The 16847-nt window shown below is 72.3% G+C and carries 17 protein-coding genes; 5 read left to right on the forward strand and 12 right to left on the reverse strand.

What is annotated here, in order from left to right:
- Positions 1-7: 7 nt before the first annotated feature.
- On the forward strand, positions 8-1411 hold the full coding sequence (locus OG866_RS16585) for an FAD-dependent oxidoreductase (RefSeq protein WP_329335488.1): 1404 nt from the start codon (positions 8-10) through the stop codon (positions 1409-1411).
- Between the two features lie 47 nt (positions 1412-1458).
- Here the strand turns inward: OG866_RS16585 and leuE are convergent, their stop codons facing one another.
- Both leuE and OG866_RS16595 read right to left on the reverse strand, forming a co-directional pair.
- Positions 1459-2106, reverse strand: coding sequence for a leucine efflux protein LeuE (gene leuE / locus OG866_RS16590; protein ID WP_329335489.1), 648 nt, complete (start codon positions 2104-2106; stop codon positions 1459-1461).
- Between the two features lie 18 nt (positions 2107-2124).
- Positions 2125-3705: an acyl-CoA mutase large subunit family protein gene (locus OG866_RS16595; protein ID WP_329335490.1), complete on the reverse strand. Its 1581-nt coding sequence runs from the start codon at positions 3703-3705 to the stop codon at positions 2125-2127.
- Between the two features lie 129 nt (positions 3706-3834).
- Between OG866_RS16595 and OG866_RS16600 the strand changes: the two genes are divergently transcribed.
- Entirely contained in the window at positions 3835-4641 is an 807-nt protein-coding gene (locus OG866_RS16600) for a L,D-transpeptidase family protein (protein ID WP_329344143.1), read from the forward strand.
- A 212-nt stretch (positions 4642-4853) separates the two neighbouring features.
- Here the strand turns inward: OG866_RS16600 and OG866_RS16605 are convergent, their stop codons facing one another.
- From OG866_RS16605 to OG866_RS16625, 5 genes are all read right to left on the reverse strand, one after another.
- A complete protein-coding gene (locus OG866_RS16605) occupies positions 4854-5954 on the reverse strand; it encodes a hypothetical protein (protein WP_329335491.1) in 1101 nt (366 codons plus the stop codon).
- Positions 5954-6643, reverse strand: coding sequence for an RNA polymerase sigma factor (locus OG866_RS16610; protein WP_329335492.1), 690 nt, complete (start codon positions 6641-6643; stop codon positions 5954-5956). The genes OG866_RS16605 and OG866_RS16610 overlap by 1 nt, the downstream gene beginning before the upstream one ends.
- Positions 6644-6997: 354 nt before the next feature.
- Positions 6998-7765: a hypothetical protein gene (locus OG866_RS16615; RefSeq protein ID WP_329335493.1), complete on the reverse strand. Its 768-nt coding sequence runs from the start codon at positions 7763-7765 to the stop codon at positions 6998-7000.
- 33 nt (positions 7766-7798) lie between these two features.
- Complete coding sequence (locus tag OG866_RS16620; protein ID WP_329335494.1) at positions 7799-8416, reverse strand: RNA polymerase sigma factor; 618 nt, start codon at positions 8414-8416, stop codon at positions 7799-7801.
- A 132-nt stretch (positions 8417-8548) separates the two neighbouring features.
- Entirely contained in the window at positions 8549-8980 is a 432-nt protein-coding gene (locus OG866_RS16625) for a hypothetical protein (protein ID WP_329335496.1), read from the reverse strand.
- 216 nt (positions 8981-9196) lie between these two features.
- Between OG866_RS16625 and OG866_RS16630 the strand changes: the two genes are divergently transcribed.
- Entirely contained in the window at positions 9197-11899 is a 2703-nt protein-coding gene (locus OG866_RS16630) for an N-acetylmuramoyl-L-alanine amidase (RefSeq protein ID WP_329335498.1), read from the forward strand.
- 94 nt (positions 11900-11993) lie between these two features.
- On the opposite strand, the gene OG866_RS16635 is transcribed toward OG866_RS16630, so the two are convergent.
- A complete protein-coding gene (locus OG866_RS16635; protein ID WP_329335499.1) occupies positions 11994-12401 on the reverse strand; it encodes a hypothetical protein in 408 nt (135 codons plus the stop codon).
- 111 nt (positions 12402-12512) lie between these two features.
- Here OG866_RS16635 and OG866_RS16640 point away from each other — a divergent pair, with 111 nt between their 5' ends.
- Positions 12513-12998: a DUF1877 family protein gene (locus OG866_RS16640; RefSeq protein ID WP_329335501.1), complete on the forward strand. Its 486-nt coding sequence runs from the start codon at positions 12513-12515 to the stop codon at positions 12996-12998.
- A 32-nt stretch (positions 12999-13030) separates the two neighbouring features.
- Here OG866_RS16640 and OG866_RS16645 read toward each other — a convergent pair whose 3' ends face one another.
- The 4 genes from OG866_RS16645 to OG866_RS16660 all read right to left on the reverse strand — a co-directional run bounded on the left by OG866_RS16645 (position 13031) and on the right by OG866_RS16660 (position 16677).
- Entirely contained in the window at positions 13031-13591 is a 561-nt protein-coding gene (locus tag OG866_RS16645; RefSeq protein WP_329335503.1) for a hypothetical protein, read from the reverse strand.
- 117 nt (positions 13592-13708) lie between these two features.
- On the reverse strand, positions 13709-14215 hold the full coding sequence (locus OG866_RS16650; protein WP_329335505.1) for a hypothetical protein: 507 nt from the start codon (positions 14213-14215) through the stop codon (positions 13709-13711).
- A 99-nt stretch (positions 14216-14314) separates the two neighbouring features.
- Positions 14315-15004 carry a DUF4328 domain-containing protein gene (locus OG866_RS16655; protein ID WP_329335506.1) on the reverse strand — a complete coding sequence of 230 codons (690 nt, stop codon included), beginning with the start codon at positions 15002-15004 and terminating at the stop codon, positions 14315-14317.
- Between the two features lie 116 nt (positions 15005-15120).
- On the reverse strand, positions 15121-16677 hold the full coding sequence (locus OG866_RS16660; RefSeq protein WP_329344145.1) for a beta-N-acetylhexosaminidase: 1557 nt from the start codon (positions 16675-16677) through the stop codon (positions 15121-15123).
- On the opposite strand from OG866_RS16660, the gene OG866_RS16665 reads away from it, so the two are divergent.
- Positions 16568-16801 carry a hypothetical protein gene (locus tag OG866_RS16665; protein WP_329344601.1) on the forward strand — a complete coding sequence of 78 codons (234 nt, stop codon included), beginning with the start codon at positions 16568-16570 and terminating at the stop codon, positions 16799-16801. The two genes, OG866_RS16660 and OG866_RS16665, sit on opposite strands and share 110 nt — an antisense overlap.
- Positions 16802-16847 lie beyond the last annotated feature (46 nt).

Consider the following 16847-nt stretch of genomic DNA (forward strand, 5'->3'; position numbering starts at 1 on the left):
ATGGATCATGGATGTACCGATCGACGTACTGATCGTCGGAGCCGGCCCCACCGGCCTCGCCCTCGGGATCGACCTCGCCCGGCGCGGGGTGAACGCGCTGGTGGTGGAGAAGGCCGACGCCCTGTTCCCCGGCTCGCGCGGCAAGGGCATCCAGCCGCGCACCATGGAGGTCTTCGACGACCTCGGCGTTCTGGACGCGATCCGCGCGGCCGGCGGCACCTACCCGGTCGGGATGATCTGGCAGGACGGCAGGCAGGCCGGCGAGCACCAGATGTTCGACCCCGCCGAGGCGACCGAGGACTCCCCCTACAACGCGCCGTGGATGGTGCCGCAGTGGCGAACGCAGGAGATCCTCGCGGCGCGGCTCGCGGAACTGGGCGGCGAGGTCGCCTTCGGCCGCGAGGTCACGGGGCTCACTCAGGACGAGACCGGCGTGACCGCGAGGTTCGCCGACGGCCCCGACCTCCGCGCCCGGTACGTCGTCGCCGCCGACGGCGGTCGCTCGGCCGTCCGCCGCGCCCTCGGCATCGCCATGACCGGCGAGACCGTCGACCCGAACCCGGTGCTGGTGGCCGACGTCCGGCTGACCGGCCTCGACCGCGAGTACTGGCACGTCTTCCCGCCCCGCGGGGACGGCGACGGCTTCCTCGCGATCTGCCCGCTGGCCGGCACCGAGGACTTCCAGGTCGTGGCCCAGTTCCCGGAGGGCACCACGGTGGACGTCTCCCTCGACGGCGTCCGCAAGGTCGTCGCCGACCGCTCCCACCTCGCCCCCGACGCCATCACCGAACTCCGCTGGGCCTCCGACTTCCGGCCCCGCCAGGCCCTCGCCGACCGCTTCCGCGCCGGACGCGTCTTCCTCGCCGGGGACGCGGCCCACATCCACTCCCCGGCGGGCGGCCAGGGCCTGAACACCAGCGTCCAGGACGCCTACAACCTGGGCTGGAAACTGGGCGCGGTGCTGTCGGGGAGTACGGCCGAGTCCCTGCTCGACACCTACGAGGAGGAGCGCCGCCCCGTCGCCGCCCAGATGCTCGGCCTGACGACGAGCGTCCACCGGGGTGAGACCCGCCGTGGCGATGCCACGCGTCAGCTGGGCCTGGGCTACCGGGACTCGTCACTCACGGCGGAGGAGGCGGGCACGCGTCCACTGAGGGCAGGCGACCGCGCACCTGACGGCATGCTGGGTGGCGTACGACTGTTTGACGCGTTCCGGGGGCCGCACTGGACGCTGGTGGCGGTGGGGGCGGAGGCGCCGGAGGTACCAGAAGCGATCAAGGTCATACGGGGAGAGACACAGGCGTCGTACGGGACGGGCCTGTATTTGGTACGCCCGGACGGATACGCCGGCTGGGCGGGCGATACACCGAGCGGACTGATGAGCTACGTCAGGCGAGTCGGCCTTCTTTAGGGGCGCGGGGAACTGCGCGACCAGCCCCCGCACACCCGCACCCGCCATCAAGCACTGGCCAGCGACAACTTCACCGCGAACCCGAGAAACAACGCCCCCGCAGCCGAAGTCACCCCCGCCGACAACCGCTTCCGCCTCCGAAACGCATCCGCCAGCCGCGTCCCGCTGAAGATCAGCGCGGTGAGGTACAGGAAGCTCGCGAGCTGCGCGAACGCGCCCAGCACCACGAAGGACAGCGCCGGATACGCGTACCCGGGATCGACGAACTGCACGAAGAAGGCGACGAAGAACAGGATCGCCTTGGGATTGAAGAGGCTGATGACGAGCGCCCGGCGATACGGCCGCTCGTCGGCGACCACCTCACCGCCCTGCTCCCCGGCGGGAGCCGTCCGCGACCGCCACATCCCCCACGCGGCCCGCAGCATCCCGACCGCCAGCCACGTCAGATACCCGGCACCGGCGTACTTGACGATCCCGAACAGCACGGCGTTGGCCTGGAGCAGGGACGCCACCCCGGCCGCCGACAGCGTCATCAGCACGGCGTCCCCGCACCACACGCCCGCCGCGGCGGTGTACCCGGCCCGTACCCCGCGCCGGGCGGCGACGGACAGGACGTACAGCGAATTCGGACCGGGCAGCAGGACGATCAGTACGAGTCCTGCCAGATAGGTGGGGAGATCTATGACGCCGAGCATGCACAGGAGTCTCGCACGCTAGAACGAATGCGAGGGAACGAATGTGCCCCACACCTCCCGCAGGGCACCGCACACCTCACCGACCGTCGCCCGGGCCCGCAGCGCGTCCTTCATCGGGTACAGGACGTTGTCCTCTCCCTCGGCCGCCTTCTTCAGGGCGTCGAGGGCCGAGGTCACCGCCGCCGGGTCCCGTTCCGCCCGCAGCCGTGCCAGGCGCTCCGCCTGCTGGGCCTCGATGGCGGGGTCCACGCGCAGCGGCTCGTACGGTTCCTCCGCGTCGAGCTGGAACCGGTTGACGCCGACGACGACCCGCTCGCCCGCGTCCGTCTCCTGGGCGATCCGGTAGGCGTTGCGCTCGATCTCGTCCTTCTGGAAACCGTGCTCGATGGCCGCGACCGCGCCCCCGAGGTCCTCGACCCGGTGCATCAGGTCGAGGGCCGCCGCCTCCACGTCGTCGGTCATCCTCTCCACGACGTAGGAGCCGGCGAAGGGGTCCACGGTGGCGGTCACGTCCGTCTCGTGGGCGAGGACCTGCTGGGTGCGCAGCGCCAGCCGCGCGCTCCTGTCCGTGGGCAGGGCGATCGCCTCGTCGAAGGAGTTGGTGTGCAGCGACTGTGTGCCGCCCAACACCGCGGCCAGGGCCTGGACTCCGACCCGGACCAGGTTCACCTCGGGCTGCTGGGCGGTGAGTTGGACACCGGCCGTCTGGGTGTGGAAGCGCAGCATCTGCGACTTGGGGTTCCGGGCGCCGAACTCGTCGCGCATCACCCGGGCCCACATGCGCCGCGCCGCGCGGAACTTGGCGACCTCCTCCAGGAGCGTCGTCCGCGCCACGAAGAAGAAGGAGAGGCGGGGGGCGAAGTCGTCGACGTCCATGCCCGCCGCCACCGCCGTGCGCACGTACTCGATGCCGTCGGCGAGCGTGAACGCGATCTCCTGCGCGGGGGACGCGCCCGCCTCGGCCATGTGGTAGCCGGAGATCGAGATGCTGTTCCACCTGGGGATCTCGGCCCGGCAGTACTTGAAGATGTCGGCGGTCAGCCGGAGGGAGGGCTTCGGCGGGAAGATGTACGTTCCCCGCGCGATGTACTCCTTCAGGACGTCGTTCTGGATCGTGCCGGTCAGCTGCTCGGCCGCGACGCCCTGTTCCTCCGCCACCAGTTGGTACAGGAGCAGCAGCAGCGCCGCCGGGGCGTTGATCGTCATCGAGGTGGAGACCTGGTCCAGGGGGATCCCGCCGAACAGCACCCGCATGTCGTCGACCGAGTCGATGGCGACGCCCACCTTGCCGACCTCGCCGTGCGCGAGGGGGGCGTCGGAGTCGTGGCCCATCTGGGTGGGGAGGTCGAAGGCGACGGACAGGCCCGTGGTGCCGTGGGCGATGAGCTGCCGGTAGCGGGCGTTGGACTCGACGGCCGTGCCGAAGCCGGCGTACTGGCGCATGGTCCAGGGGCGGCCGGTGTACATCGACGGATAGACGCCCCTGGTGAAGGGGTAGGTTCCCGGTTCGCCCAGCTTGTCCGCGGGGTCCCAGCCCTCAAGTGCGTCCGGCCCGTACACCGGCTCGATGGGCAGTCCGGACTCAGACTCGCGCGTCATGGTGTGCCGCCTCCCGTCACTGGGGTACTGGTCCCCACAATGCCGCGCCGTTCGCGACGAGTCATCCGCGGGAAACATCTCCAGCGGCAGGGTGGTGAGACGACGGGGGGCGCGATGCGTATCGAGGGCATGGGGAGAGGGGTCGCCGCGCTGCTGGTCGTGGCCGCCGTGGGCGGCTGCACCGTGCAGCCGGGGCAGGACGACGGGAAGAGTCGGTCGCCGGTGCGCATCGAGCTGCCCGACAGCGCCTCACCGACGCCGCGCGCCACCACCCCCTCCGCCACGCCGTCCACGAGTGCACCGGCCAAGGTGCTCTGGTCCCGCGGCGACACCGGCCGGGACATCCGTGAACTCCAGGCGCGGCTGCGGCAGGTCGCCTGGATCTTCGAGGGCCCGACGGGGACGTACGACGACGCTACGGAGGAGGCCGTCAAGGGCTTCCAGGGCAAACGCGGGCTGCCGAGCACCGGCGAGACCGACTCCGTCACCTGGCAGCGGCTGCGGAGGATGACCCATGAGCCGGGCAAGTGGGAGCTGTATCTGATGGGCGGCCAGCCCGCCGACGCGCCGGACCCGCGCTGCATGACCGGGCGGGTGCTGTGCATCAGCAAGTCGAGCCGTACGTTGCGCTGGATGGTGGACGGCAGAACGCTGAAGACGCTGCCGGTGCGGTTCGGGTCCGATTACACCCCCACCCGCGAGGGCGTCTTCCACGTCTACTGGAAGTCCCGCGACCACTACTCGACGCTCTACGACTCACCGATGCCGTACGCGATGTTCTTCAGCGGGGGCCAGGCCGTGCACTACTCGACGGACTTCGCGGCCCGTGGCTACGCGGGCGCCTCGCACGGCTGTGTGAACGTACGGGACCAGGCGGCGATCACGGAGCTCTTCGACGAGGTGCGCGACGGCGACAAGGTCGTCGTGCACTGGTGAGGTGTGGGGCGCGGGCGGGACCGGGGGAACGTGTCCCGCCCGCGCCGAATGCACGAGCCGTGGGTACGGGGGGAACCCCGGCTCTGTGCGACGGCCGATGACCAGTCGGCTCACTCAGTACTGCGCCACCGACTCCGAAAACGTCACACCCCCCGGGAGAAAAGTTCGCGGGCCCCGGTTCAGCGGGGTTCGGAGGGTCGGGTACGAAGGGCTCAGAGCGTCGAGTACGAGGGGCTCGGCGCCGGTTCCGGTGAGGTCGCCGCCTGCTTCGGCAGGAGCGGGGCGGCGGTGTCCGGCTCCGCGGTGGAGCGGCCCCCGTCCTCGTCGTGCCGGTTGCCACCACCGTTGCCACGACCGTTGCCGCCGCCTCCGGAACGTGAGTCGTGGCCGTCGTCGTGGCCGTCGTCGTCGCCCTTGCCCCGGCCGCCGTTGCCGTCCTGGTCCTTGCCGGCGCCGTCCCGGTCCTCGCCGGTGCCGGGCTGGGTGTCGGAACGGGTGCCGGCGGAGGTGCCCAGGACGCCCTGGCAGAACTTCCACACCCGGGTCGAACCGCCCGCCAGGCCTTCCAGGGCGCGGCGCCGGTCGCCGGACAGCTGCTTGCCGTCGCGCAGGTCACGGCAGGCCGAGGGTGCCTTGCTCCACCAGGAGCCGAACTTTCCGTCCTTCTCGTCCGTGCCGGTGCCCGGGGAGCCGCTCGCGCCGTCGCGGGCCGTGTCGCGTCCGCCGCCGGGGTTCGCGGAGGCACCGCTGGAACCGTCCGGCGTCGCCTCGCCCTCACCGGTGCCCTCGGGCGGCGACGGCGAGACGAGCGGGCGGTCCGAGGGCACGGCGGCCGAGACGGAGGCGTTGGGGCCGGGCTCGGCGTCGCCGAACGGGGTCGGCAGCAACCCGGCGCCGGCCGCGGCGGCCACTCCGCCAGCCAGGCCGAAGGCCAGCGCGGCGGCGAGCGCGAGGCGGACGGGGCGGGAACGGCGGGGGCGGGCCACAGGGGCGGTACGGCCGTGCCGTCCGCTGATCCGGACGAGGCCCACGTCGGCATGGGCGGCGGCCCTGTCCCCGTGGTCCGCGCGTGCCGGGCCCGCGGGGAGCGTGCCCCGGTCGGCGTGCGCCTTGCGGAAGGCGGCCAGGGCGGCTTCCTCGCCGGGCAGTTCGAGGGTGTCCGGCGGCGGGTCCTGGGACAGCGCGCCCAGGGTCTTGGCGAGCCGCTCGGCCTTGTCGCGGGCGGCGGGGTCGACAGCGTTGTCCAGTGAGTCGCCGCGCAGCAATCGCTCCGCCAGTTCGCGGTCGAGCCACTCGTCCTGCTTGTCGGCCATCACATGTCCTTCTGCGTCCGCGCACGCGTATGCGTCACACTCGCGGACGTCACCGCGCGGTCGGGCGGTTCTCGCTGGGGCGGCAGGGCGTCGAGGGCCTCGGCCGATTCCGGATCGGCGGTGCCGGCGGCCTCCGCGGTCTCGGCGCCCAGGAGTTCGGCGAGCCTCTTCAGCCCGCGGTGCGCGGCGGTGCGCACGGCTCCGGGCCGCTTGCCCAGCGTCTCCGCCGCGGACTTGGCGTCGAGGCCCACCACCACGCGCAGGACGACGGCCTCGGCCTGGTCCTGCGGAAGCCGGGCGATGAGGGAGAGGGTGCTGTCGGTGGCCAGGGCCTCGATGGCCTCGCCCGCGGTGTCGGACTCGGCGGCCTTCCCGGTCAGTTCCGTTTCGTCGCCGCCGATCGCGGGGCGGCGGCCGCGCATGCGTATGTGGTCCAGGGCGCGGTTGCGGGCGATCCGGGCGGCCCAGCCGCGGAAGCGGTCGGCGTCCCCGCTGAAGCGGTCCAGGTCGCGGGCGATCTGGAGCCAGGCCTCGGAGGTGACGTCCTCGGCGTCCGGATCGCCGACCAGCGTGCGGACGTATCCGAGCAGCCGCGGGTGCACGGCGCGGTACACAGTCCGGAACGCGGTCTCGTCCCCGTCCTGTGCCGCAAGCACGGCGGCGGTCAGCTCCGCGTCATCCCCCAGCACGCATGGTTCCTCGGTCGATGGTCGCGACCCCCCGGGGCCGCCTGCGATTGCGGTGGTTCCTCGCCTCCCGCTCGGCGCGAAAGGCACGTTACGACCTGAAACCGCTGCTCGTCCATGTCCGTACAAGATGCAACCACCTCGTGACGGGGTGGGCGGGACCCCGATCCGAGCCGGGTGTGACAGAAAACGCACTCATGGCGCTGTAGGGAGTACGGGCCGCCGCGCGGCCCGTGCCGCGCGACGGCCGGGGCCTCTCCTGTGGGGGGTGGCGGCCCCGGCCGTCTCCGCGTGCCGCGGGCGCGAGGTGCGCAGGGCACAGCGAGGTCGCCGGGACCTGTTCCAGGATTCCCGTGGTTACTGCTTCTTCTTGCCCGTGGCCTTCTCGGGCTGCTTCCCGCTGTTGCCCGGCGCGTCCGTGGTCGGCGCCGCCGTGGCCGTGTCGCTCTTGCCGGAGCCGTTGCCCTTGCCCTTGCCCGGCGTGGTGTCCTGCTCGTCCTGCGCCAACTGCCGTGCGCAGTACGCCGCGACCTGGTCCTCGCCGCCGGCCGCCTCGATCAGCCGCTGCCAGGCCGCCGAGTCCAGGGCGTTGCCGCGGCCCTGAAGCTTCTCGTAGGAACGGCAGTGGGCCTCGGTGTCCTGGGCGGTGACCGGGCGGTCCGAGGGTGCGGAGGTACCGGTGTCCGGGGTGGCACCGGCCTGCTCGGAGGCGGTGCTGTGCGGCTGCCGGGCCGGGGTCGGGTCGGCGGAGTCGTGGGAGGCGGGGCCGGAGGTGCCGATCGCGGCGAACGCGACGCCGCCGATGGTCAGGCCGGCCACCAGCACGGACAGGGTGGTCTTCAGCGAGCGGCGCGCGCCCCGCCGCTCCCGGGGCCGCCAGTCGTCGCGGCGACGGGTGCGGGCGCGGTGGGCGCCGACATCCCGGGCGGCCCGGAACGCGGCGACGGCCCGCTGCTCGCCCTCGCCGGCGAAGGGGTGCGCCCGCATGGCGTCGGCCAGGAGCTTCTCCAGGCCGTCCGCGTCGCCCGGACCGGCCGCGCCGTTCGTGCCCTGCCGACCGGGGACGCCGGCACCTGGGTGCACACGTCGGCGGCCTGGGACCCCGCCGTTCTGCCTTTCACCCATGTCCGTTCCTGTCTCTGTCCGGCCCGTCGTCGTTCACTTCGACTCCCCCAGCGTGCGAGGGTCGTCATCCGTCACACTGTCGACGCCCAGCTGCTGGGCGAGGCGCTTGAGCCCCCGGTACGCGGCGGTGCGCACCGCGCCGGGGCGTTTGCCGAGGACGCGGGCGGCGGCGGGGCCGTCGAGGCCGACGACCACCCGCAGCAGCACGGCCTCGGCCTGGTCCCGCGGCAGCCCGCGGACCAGCTCCAGGGCGTACTCGGTGGAGAGCGACTCCAGCGCCTGGTCGTGGGTGCTGTGCGGGCCCGGCAGCTCCAGTACGTCCTGTTCGAGCGTCGCCGACCGGGGCCGTACCTTCTGCCGGCGCAGATGGTCCAGCGCCCGGTGCCGGGCGATCGTCGCCGACCAGCCGCGGAAGCCCGGCCCGTCGCCCTTGAACCGGCCGAGGTCGCGGGCGATCTCCAGCCAGGCGTCGGAGGCCACGTCCTCGGCGTCGTCGCCGACGATCCCGCGGAGGTAGCCGAGCAGCCCGGGCTGCACGATCCGGTACGCGACCGCGAAGGCGGCCTCGTCACCGTCCTGGGCCCGCGCGACAGCCGCGCCGAGCTCGACGTCGTACGCCTGCACGCGGCGGGGTTCGCCTCCTCGACCCAAGAACTGTCCTCGTTCATCACGTTTCGCGGCGATTTCGCACCGTCAGATGCGGTCGCCCTTGCGCAAGTCCTTCACGCTCAACAGCGCCGGGCCGCGCGGAAGTGTCACTGCGTACCCCGGGGCACGCCCTTCTCAGGCCGCGGTCCGCCGCGCCCGCCCGTGCAGGGTCAGATAGAAGGTCTGGAGGGAGTCCTCGGGGCCGCCGGACGCGAAGCGGTTGCGGACCTTGCCGAGCGGGTTCCAGACCCGGCCGTCGGGCATGCGGACCCCGACCTCCTGGCCGAAGTACGTGCGCTGCACCTCGTCGAGGTCGACCCACACCGCGCCCGCCCGGCGCACCAGCACCTCACCGACGTAGGCACCGAGGCCCGCCAGCGGCTCGCGCGCCCGGTCCTGGTCGGCGCCGCCCTTGCGCAGTCCGTCGATCAGGAAGTCGACGACCCGCAGGCTGGCCACCGAGTAGTCCAGCGGCAACCGGCCGCGCGCGGCGACCCGGGTCACGAACTCCGCGGCCTGTCCCCGCATCCCGCCCGCGCACGTGACGCGTTCGGCCTGCTTCCCCATGAGCCCCCACCCCATTCGCTCGGCTCTCCCGCTGTTCCAGCGGATGCCGTCCCACGAACATCACGGGGCACGGACGTGGCGCTTCCCACAGAGGGAAACCACGGCGGCCGTACAACCTTTTGAGCCAGTGATGTTTGGCCAGAGCCATGCGCTGTGTGTATGTGCTGCCCAAGTGGCAGGTGATGCGATCGAGTTCATTTCACAGGGGTGGGGTAGTTGAGTCCTCGCAGGAGCCGTGCGTACAGACCGCTCAGTCTCAAGAGACGGGCCTGGCTGACCGCCGGGGCCGTCGTGCTGAGCGGCGCGGGCATCGTGACGTACGCCATGGCGGACCAGGGTGCGCGGTCCGACGGCAAGGCGGGCGGCCGCGAGCCCGCCGTCCACACGCTGAAGCTCCAGAGCGAGGGCGCGGGCCGCAGGGGCCTCGCCAAGCGCGGCACGGAGCGGTTCAGCGCGGTCCTGCTGACCTGGGACGACGCCGACGCCAAGGCCAAGGGCCGGCCCGAGGTGCGCACCCGGGACATGGAGACCGGCAAGTGGTCCGGCTGGCAGAAGCTGACCGTCGACCCCAGCCAGGCCGACGGTGCCGAGGGCGAGCGGGCGGCGCTGCGCGGCGGCACGGAGTCGCTGTGGACCGGCGCCTCGGACGGCGTCGAGGTGCGGGTCGTGAACGCCGACGGCACGGAGGCGGGCGGCCAGCCGGCCGGGATGGACGTCAAGCTGCTGGACCCGGGGACGGATCCCCGGGGCAGTGGCGTACCGGCGACGGAACCGGCGGCGTTCGTGGCGGAGACGACGACGCCGGAGGCCTCGCCGAGCGAGTCGGTGTCGCCGTCGGTCTCCGAATCGGTTTCCGAGTCCGTTTCCGCGTCGGTTTCCGAGTCGGCGTCCGCCTCGGTTTCGCCGGCCGACTCGCCGTCGCCCACGGAGACCGCCACCACCTCCCCCTCCCCCACACCCACCCCGACCTCCACCGTCCCGGCCCCGCGCCCCTCCACGGTCGTGAAGCCGCCGGTCATCACACAGGCGGAGTGGGGCGCGTCGACGGACTACGACGGCACACCGGGCTACGGCACCGAGATCAAGGCCGCCGTCATCCACCACACCGGCATGGACAGCGACAACACGCTGTCCTGCGCCGACTCCCGGGCCCGGATGCGCTCCATCCAGCAGGAGCACTTCGCGCGCGGCTACTACGACATCGGCTACAACTTCGTCGTCGACAAGTGCGGCCAGATCTTCGAGGGCCGCAGCGGCGGCATGGACCTGCCGGTGATCGGCGCGCACGACATCGGGTTCAACACCAACACGGTCGGCATCTCGTACATCGGCAACTACGAGAGCGCCAAGCCCAGCAAGGCCGCGCTGGACGCCATCGCGCGGATCGTGGCGTGGAAGTTCGGCATGTACGGCATCGACCCCACCGGCAAGGTCACCCTGGTCTCCGGCAGTGACGCGGGCGTCGACGGCAACAAGGTCGCCAAGGGCAGCTCGATCACCCTGCCGCGCGTCTTCGGACACCGGGACACCAACGCCACCGCCTGCCCGGGCGCCAACCTCTACTCCAAGCTGTCGCGGATCGCGGCGCTCGCGAAGACACCGGGCATCTCGCACGCCCTCGCCACCAGCGACTACAACCGGGACGGGGTGACCGACCTGGTCGCCGGAGTGCCGAAGGCGAACGCGGTGCGGATCGTGCCGGGCAGCGTCGACGGACCGGTGCCGGCGGCGAAGGTCTCCCTCACCCAGAGCAGCCCCGGCGTGCCCGGTTCCTCCGAGTCCGGTGACGCCTTCGGTACGTCGAACGCGTGGGGCGACGTGAACGGCGACGGCTACGCCGACCTCGCGATCGGTGCCCCCGGCGAGGACGACACCAGCGGCAACGCCGACCGCGGCCAGGTCACGGTGATGTACGGCCCGGCCCTGAACACCGGCTTCTCGTACACCACTTCGGGCGTCACGGCGGCGGGCGCCAAGCTCGGCTCGACCGTCACCGTCGGCGACTTCGACGGCGACGGCAAGGCGGACGTGTTCGCGGCCGGCGCGGGCAAGGGCGGCAACTACAACGTCCGCCTCACCGGCGGCAAGACGACCTACGGCACCCTCACCACCGCCACCGGTTCCGTCGCCTACCTCGACGCCGCGACCGGCGACTTCAACCGGGACGGCTACGCGGACGTCGCCCTCAACTACCGCGACACCGGCGGCATCGGCCGCGTCGTCCGCTTCGCGGGCTCGGCGACGGGGCTGGCCAAGGCCGGCGTCATCTCGGTCAAGGGCGGCCGGTCCATCGCCGCCGGTGACGTCAACGGCAACGGCTACGACGACATCGTCATCGGCCAGCCGGTGGCGTCCGAGTCGGGCGGCAGGTCCGGCGGGCAGATCACGATGGTGCCGGGCACGTCGACGGGCTTCACGACGACCGGGATGACGACCATCCACCAGGACACCGCGTCCGTCCCCGGCGGCAACGAGTCCGGCGACGCCTTCGGCAGCTCCGTCTCGGTCGGCGACTACAACGCCGACGGCTACGCGGACGCGCTCGCGGGGGCGCCGGGCGAGGACCTGGTCCGCGACGGCGTGAACCGCACCAACGCGGGCAACGCGATCCTGGTGAAGGGCACGTCCGCCGGTCTCACCGGCACGGGCTCGATCGCCGTCTCGCAGGACACCTCGTCCGTGCCCGGCTCCACGGAGACCGACGACCGCTTCGGCTCCGCGGTCTCCCTGTCCGACCTCTCCGGCTACGGCCGCGCCGACCTCACCTTCGGCGCCGACAACGAGGACGGCGGCGACGGCGTCCTCCTCCACCTCCCGAGCAACAGCACGGGCCTCGGCTACACGGAGGCGGCGATCTACAGCAAGACGACGCTGGCGACGCCGACGGACGCCCGACTGGGCCAGACGCTGACGCCGTAAGCGCCCGAGGCGACGGCCGGGATCCCACCACCGCGTGGGATCCCGGCCGTTCCAAAGGTGTGGGGGGGACCCTTGCCGGTCCGCTTACGGCGTTCTACCGCCCTCGGTCCCCGCGGTGGCCCGACCCGGTCGCGTCCCGGCACAGCAGCCGCAGCGACCCGTTCCCCGCGAAACACCGCCGCGCCTCGTCGAGCGGGTCCCAAAGCCGCCCGTCGGGCGTGCGTATCCAGTGGTCGCCGCCGCTCGCCCACCACTCGGCGCCGGCCTGACGGACGATCACCTCACCGGCGTACGCCCCGAATCCGCGCAGCACCGTCTCGACGGCGGCGTACGGAGTCTCCTCGCGGCGCAGGTCGTCGATCATGCGGTCGACGCGCCACAGACTCTGTGCCGAGTAGTCGAGCCGCACGCGCGCGCCCTCGCGCATGGTCGCCACCGCGTCCGCCGCCCACCGCACCGGCTTCGTCGCCGCCCCGGGCCTGGTTTCGTACTGTGTCGTCACACCCTCAAGAGCGTTTCGGACGTGGCGTTCGTCACCCGGGTCCGGACACCTCTCACATGTGTGTTCCGCCCGTGAGTGACGCTTCACGGTTCCCGTGCGCTCCAGTCACTGATGAGCATGTACTTCCACTTCCGCGCCGTACCGCCCGCGGCCCTGCGCAACAGCCCGGCCTGGCTGGAGAAGCTCTTCGAGGACGACTGGAACGCCGTACGCGAGCGGATCGGCCGGCATCGCGAAGAGGTCCTGGACAAGGGCTACCTCGACAACGAACTCCTCTACGCCGGCACGCGCGGCGACGAGGGCCCGCACACCCATGTGGTGCTCGGTGGCCGCCCGATACCGCACCGCGACCCCGGCCTCCCTCCGTTCCTGCTGCTCACCGCCGCCCAGACGGGCCGGGTCGCCGCCTATCTCGCCGAGGCCGACTTCGAGGACCTGTGGCTGGACGCGCGCGACCTGCTGCTGCCGACGTACGGCGGCACGGACACCGAGCCGGAGGTGCACGGCGTCTTCGCGGCGGCCCACCGCGACCTCACCGCGTTCTACGGGCAGACGGCGCACTACGGCGACGCGGTGGTGAAGTGGCTCGTGCCGTAAGGGGCATGAGGGTCCTCGGAGCGGGGCGGGGGTCAGCGTGTGCCGCGTGCCCGCCGTGACACCACCGCCCGCAGCACGCGCCGCCCCTCGACGGAGACCTCCAGGGCCCGGCGCAGCCCGGCCGGGCCGTGCCCGGCGAGCACCTCCAGGACGGTGACCTGGCGCCGCAGTTCGGCGGCGACCAGCGGCGGCATGCCCTCGGTACGGCCCTCGCGGCGGGCGTCGAGCGGGACGTCGTCCGCGGCCGGATCGAGCAGCCGGTGGATCCGCAGCGAGGCGACGGAGCACACGTCGGCCCACACCCGCACCTCGGCGGCGTCCAGCGCGGCCGGGGCGGCGTCGAGCATCCGGCGGGCGTGGTCGACGGCCTCGTCCTCGGCGGCGTCGGCGGAACCGGCTCCCGCGAGCTTGTCGCGGGCGACCTTCAGCCCCGCCTCCCAGTCGCCGGTACCGCTGTCGGCGAGGCTCGCCCACAGTGGCCGCAGGATCTCGTCGTCGCCGCCCAGCAGCGGCACGCACCGATCCAAACAAGCCAACCCGCTGGCGGCCAGTCCGCGTTCGTCGGCCTGAGCGATCAGCTCCACCAGACTCATCCACGCCTCCCTGAGGGGTGCCGTCGAGCCGTCCGAAGCCCGGCAACACCTCTTCGCCTGCGAAACTCCCTAACGGAGCCCGCACTTCCCCTTACTGCGTGCAACGGCCCCGGAGTGTCACAGGGGCACCACGGCCAGCCGGTCGAGCAGCCGGAAGAACAGGTTTTCGGCCAACGGGTCGGGATCGGCGGTCAGCACCTCCAGCAGCCGCCCGGCATCCACCGCCCGCCCCGCCTCCTCGGCCCAGGCGGCGGCCCGTTCGGCGGCGTCGGGCGGTTCCAGGAAGTAGTCCTCCAGCGCGAGGCCCTCCTGACCGGCACCGATGTACCCGGCCATGGCCGCCCGGGCCAGACAGGTCGTCCAGGCCCCGCTCTCCGGCCCGGCCGCCTCGACGACCACACAGGCGCTGTCCATCACATAGCCGAAGAGCGCGGGCGCCCCGGTCTCCCGGGCCAGCGCGTTCATGCTGCCGAGGTCCCCGTCCCCGCTCGGGTACTCCCACACCTGCCACCCGCCGGCCGCCTCACTCCTGAGACTCAGCCCCTCGGCCGCCCCGGCCAGCGTCTCCAGCTCCTCGAGCGGCCGCGCGCTGCGGCCCACGACGAAATACCCCCAGTAGCCCATTCCGGCTCCCCCCCCCCGGCACACTCTCGGCTGCGGCTCGGGCCGAATACACCACAGTCGTACGACAGTTCGCAGCCGTATCGGACAATCCGCCGCGACTCAGGCGGGCAGGGGCGAAGGCGCCGGACCGCCGAGGGCCTTCTCGTACTGCATCCGGTTCAGCCGCAGCACGACGGCGATGGCGAGGGCGGCGGCCACGACGTCGACGGCGTCCGAGAACATCAGCTGGCCCACGGCGTCGCGGATCTCGTCGGCGCTCTCGGCCTTGCGGTACGCGGTGGACGCGGCCCGGCCGGTGAGCAGCGAGATGGTCCAGAACGTCCACCAGGTGTTGACCAGCCCGTGCGGCCGGGGCGCGCTCCAGGGGCTGCTGGCGTTCCAGATGTCCAGCGTGATCCTGCGCGGGTACCAGAGGTTGACGATCGGCACGAACCAGCCCCAGATCGCCCAGCCACGCTTCTTTTCGTGCCCGTAGGGGTCGAAGACCTCGGCGTTGACGCGTACCCGGTGGAACCAGCACAGGAAGAGGACGGCGGTCGTGAGCAGCGCGACGGTCTGGACGACGCCGGCCGCGGAGTAGAGCCGGTCCGCGAGCTCGGCCCGCCCGTCGAGGAGGGCGCCGCTGTCCAGGTCGCCGCTCATGTCGTACACGAAGACGCCCGACCCGATGGCGAACAGGTCGGTGGCGACGACCACGCCGAATCCGGTGACGGCGGCCCGGCCGAGCCCGATCGGCGACTGGAGCCAGGCGGCCGGCGCGATGAAGTGGTCGTGTCTGTTGTCGAGCATGGTGAGGCGGTCCCCCCGGGTCGTGACATGGCACGCCGCGCCGGGCTCTCCCCAGAACCTCGGACGCGGCATGCGGAACATACGGTTCACCAGCCCCGTACGTCCACACCCCGCCCTCAGCCCAGCCGGTCCGCCAGCGACTTGAACTCCGTCCAGGTCAGCGCGGGCTTGTCCGCGTCCCACAGCTTCTGGACGAGCGCCCGCAGCGGCAGTCGGATGCCGACCGCGATCTGCTCCTGGGTCTGGGCGTTGGGATAGTCGCCCCACACCGCGAAGGAGCCGCCGAGGATCTGGTCGTCGTACTTGGCGTCGACCGCCTGCGTGCCGCGCACCACGCGCGGGGTCCACTCCTCGTAGATCCGCTGCCCGGTCGGATAGTAGAACTGGTTGGGCTGCCCGAGGACGTAGTAGAGGAACAGGTCGTTGTAGTTGATGAGGTCACGTCCGGCGCTCAGATACTCGGTCGGCTGCCGTGCCCCGATCTCCTTGCCCGTCCAGTAGGCCACCTGGAGATCCTTGGCCGGCTGCACGGACGTACCGCGGAAGAACCCGTCGTTCCAGACGCGCATCGTCTTGCCGTGCTCCCGGACCGTGTCGGCGCGGTCGTTGAGCCAGCCCGTGGTGAGGTCGGCGACGGTTCCGCCGGTGCCGTAGGCCTCCCGCGCGGCGGTGGCGAGCTGTGGGTACGACGCCTCGGGGTCGGACACCGTCAGCGCCCGGTACTCGTCGCCGCCGAGGTTCCAGCGGTCCCCGGGGAACAGGTCGGCGTACTCGTCGAGCAGCTCGTCGACGATCGTCGCGGCCGCGTCCTGGGAGATGTCCACCGCTCCCCGCGCGGCGACTCCCGACGCGTTGACCAGCTGGAGACTGGGGTGCGCGGCGATGACGGCGCCGAGATGTCCGGGCGAGTCGATCTCGGGGACGATCGTGATGTGCCGTTCGGTGGCGAGGTCGATGATCCGCTCCACCTCGGCCCGGGTCAGATGCTGCGCGGACACGACCTCGGGATGCGACCGCGACTCGAGGCGGAACCCCTGGTCGTCGGAGAAGTGCAGCCCCAGCTCGTTGAACTTCAGATCCCCGAGCTCCCGCACCCGGTCCTCGATCCACCCCGCGGTGTAGTGCTTGCGCGCGATGTCCAGCATGAACCCGCGCACCGGCTTGGCCGGCGCGTCCTTGACGACCCCCTCGGGCGCCGTACCCCCGTCGTGCACCTCCTGCTTGAGCGTCCGCGTCCCGTAGAAGACCCCGGCGTCGGCGGCCCCGCTGATGGTGACCTGCCCGCCGCGCACGGTCATGGCGTACGACTCCGGGTCGCCCCCGGCGTCGTCGTTCAACACGAGCCGCAGGTCCCCGCTCCGCGTGTCGCCCTTCTCCCCCGCGTACGTCAGCCCCAGCTCACTCGCGACCAGCCGCCCCTCGTCGGCGAGTTCCGTGTCGTTCACCACAACCCGCTCCCCGCTCCGTGGCCGCCAGCCCGGCCCCCGTTCCGGAGTGTGCGCCGCCACCGCGGGAATCGTCCGCGGGGACTGCGAGAGGGGATAGCTACGGGTCGGACTGGGAGTGGGGGTCCTGGACGACGCGCCGGTGGACGCGGCCGACCGCCCCTCGGAGGGCGGCCGTGCCGCGGACCCCGCGGGACCGCTGTCGTCCCCGTCCCCCGAGGCCCACAGCCCGATCCCGACCCCGGTCGCGACCGTCACGGCCACCGCCGCCACGATCACCACCCGTGTCCTCACCTGCCGCGCCTTCTGCGCCGGCGGCCGGCGCCTGTGCTGGCTCACGAGCCCAACCTAGGGCGTAGGGGTGGCCGGAAGTGTCCACCACACGTTCCGAAACTCTC

Source organism: Streptomyces sp. NBC_00663, assembly GCF_036226885.1.
In the GTDB taxonomy this organism is placed as follows: Bacteria; Actinomycetota; Actinomycetes; order Streptomycetales; family Streptomycetaceae; genus Streptomyces.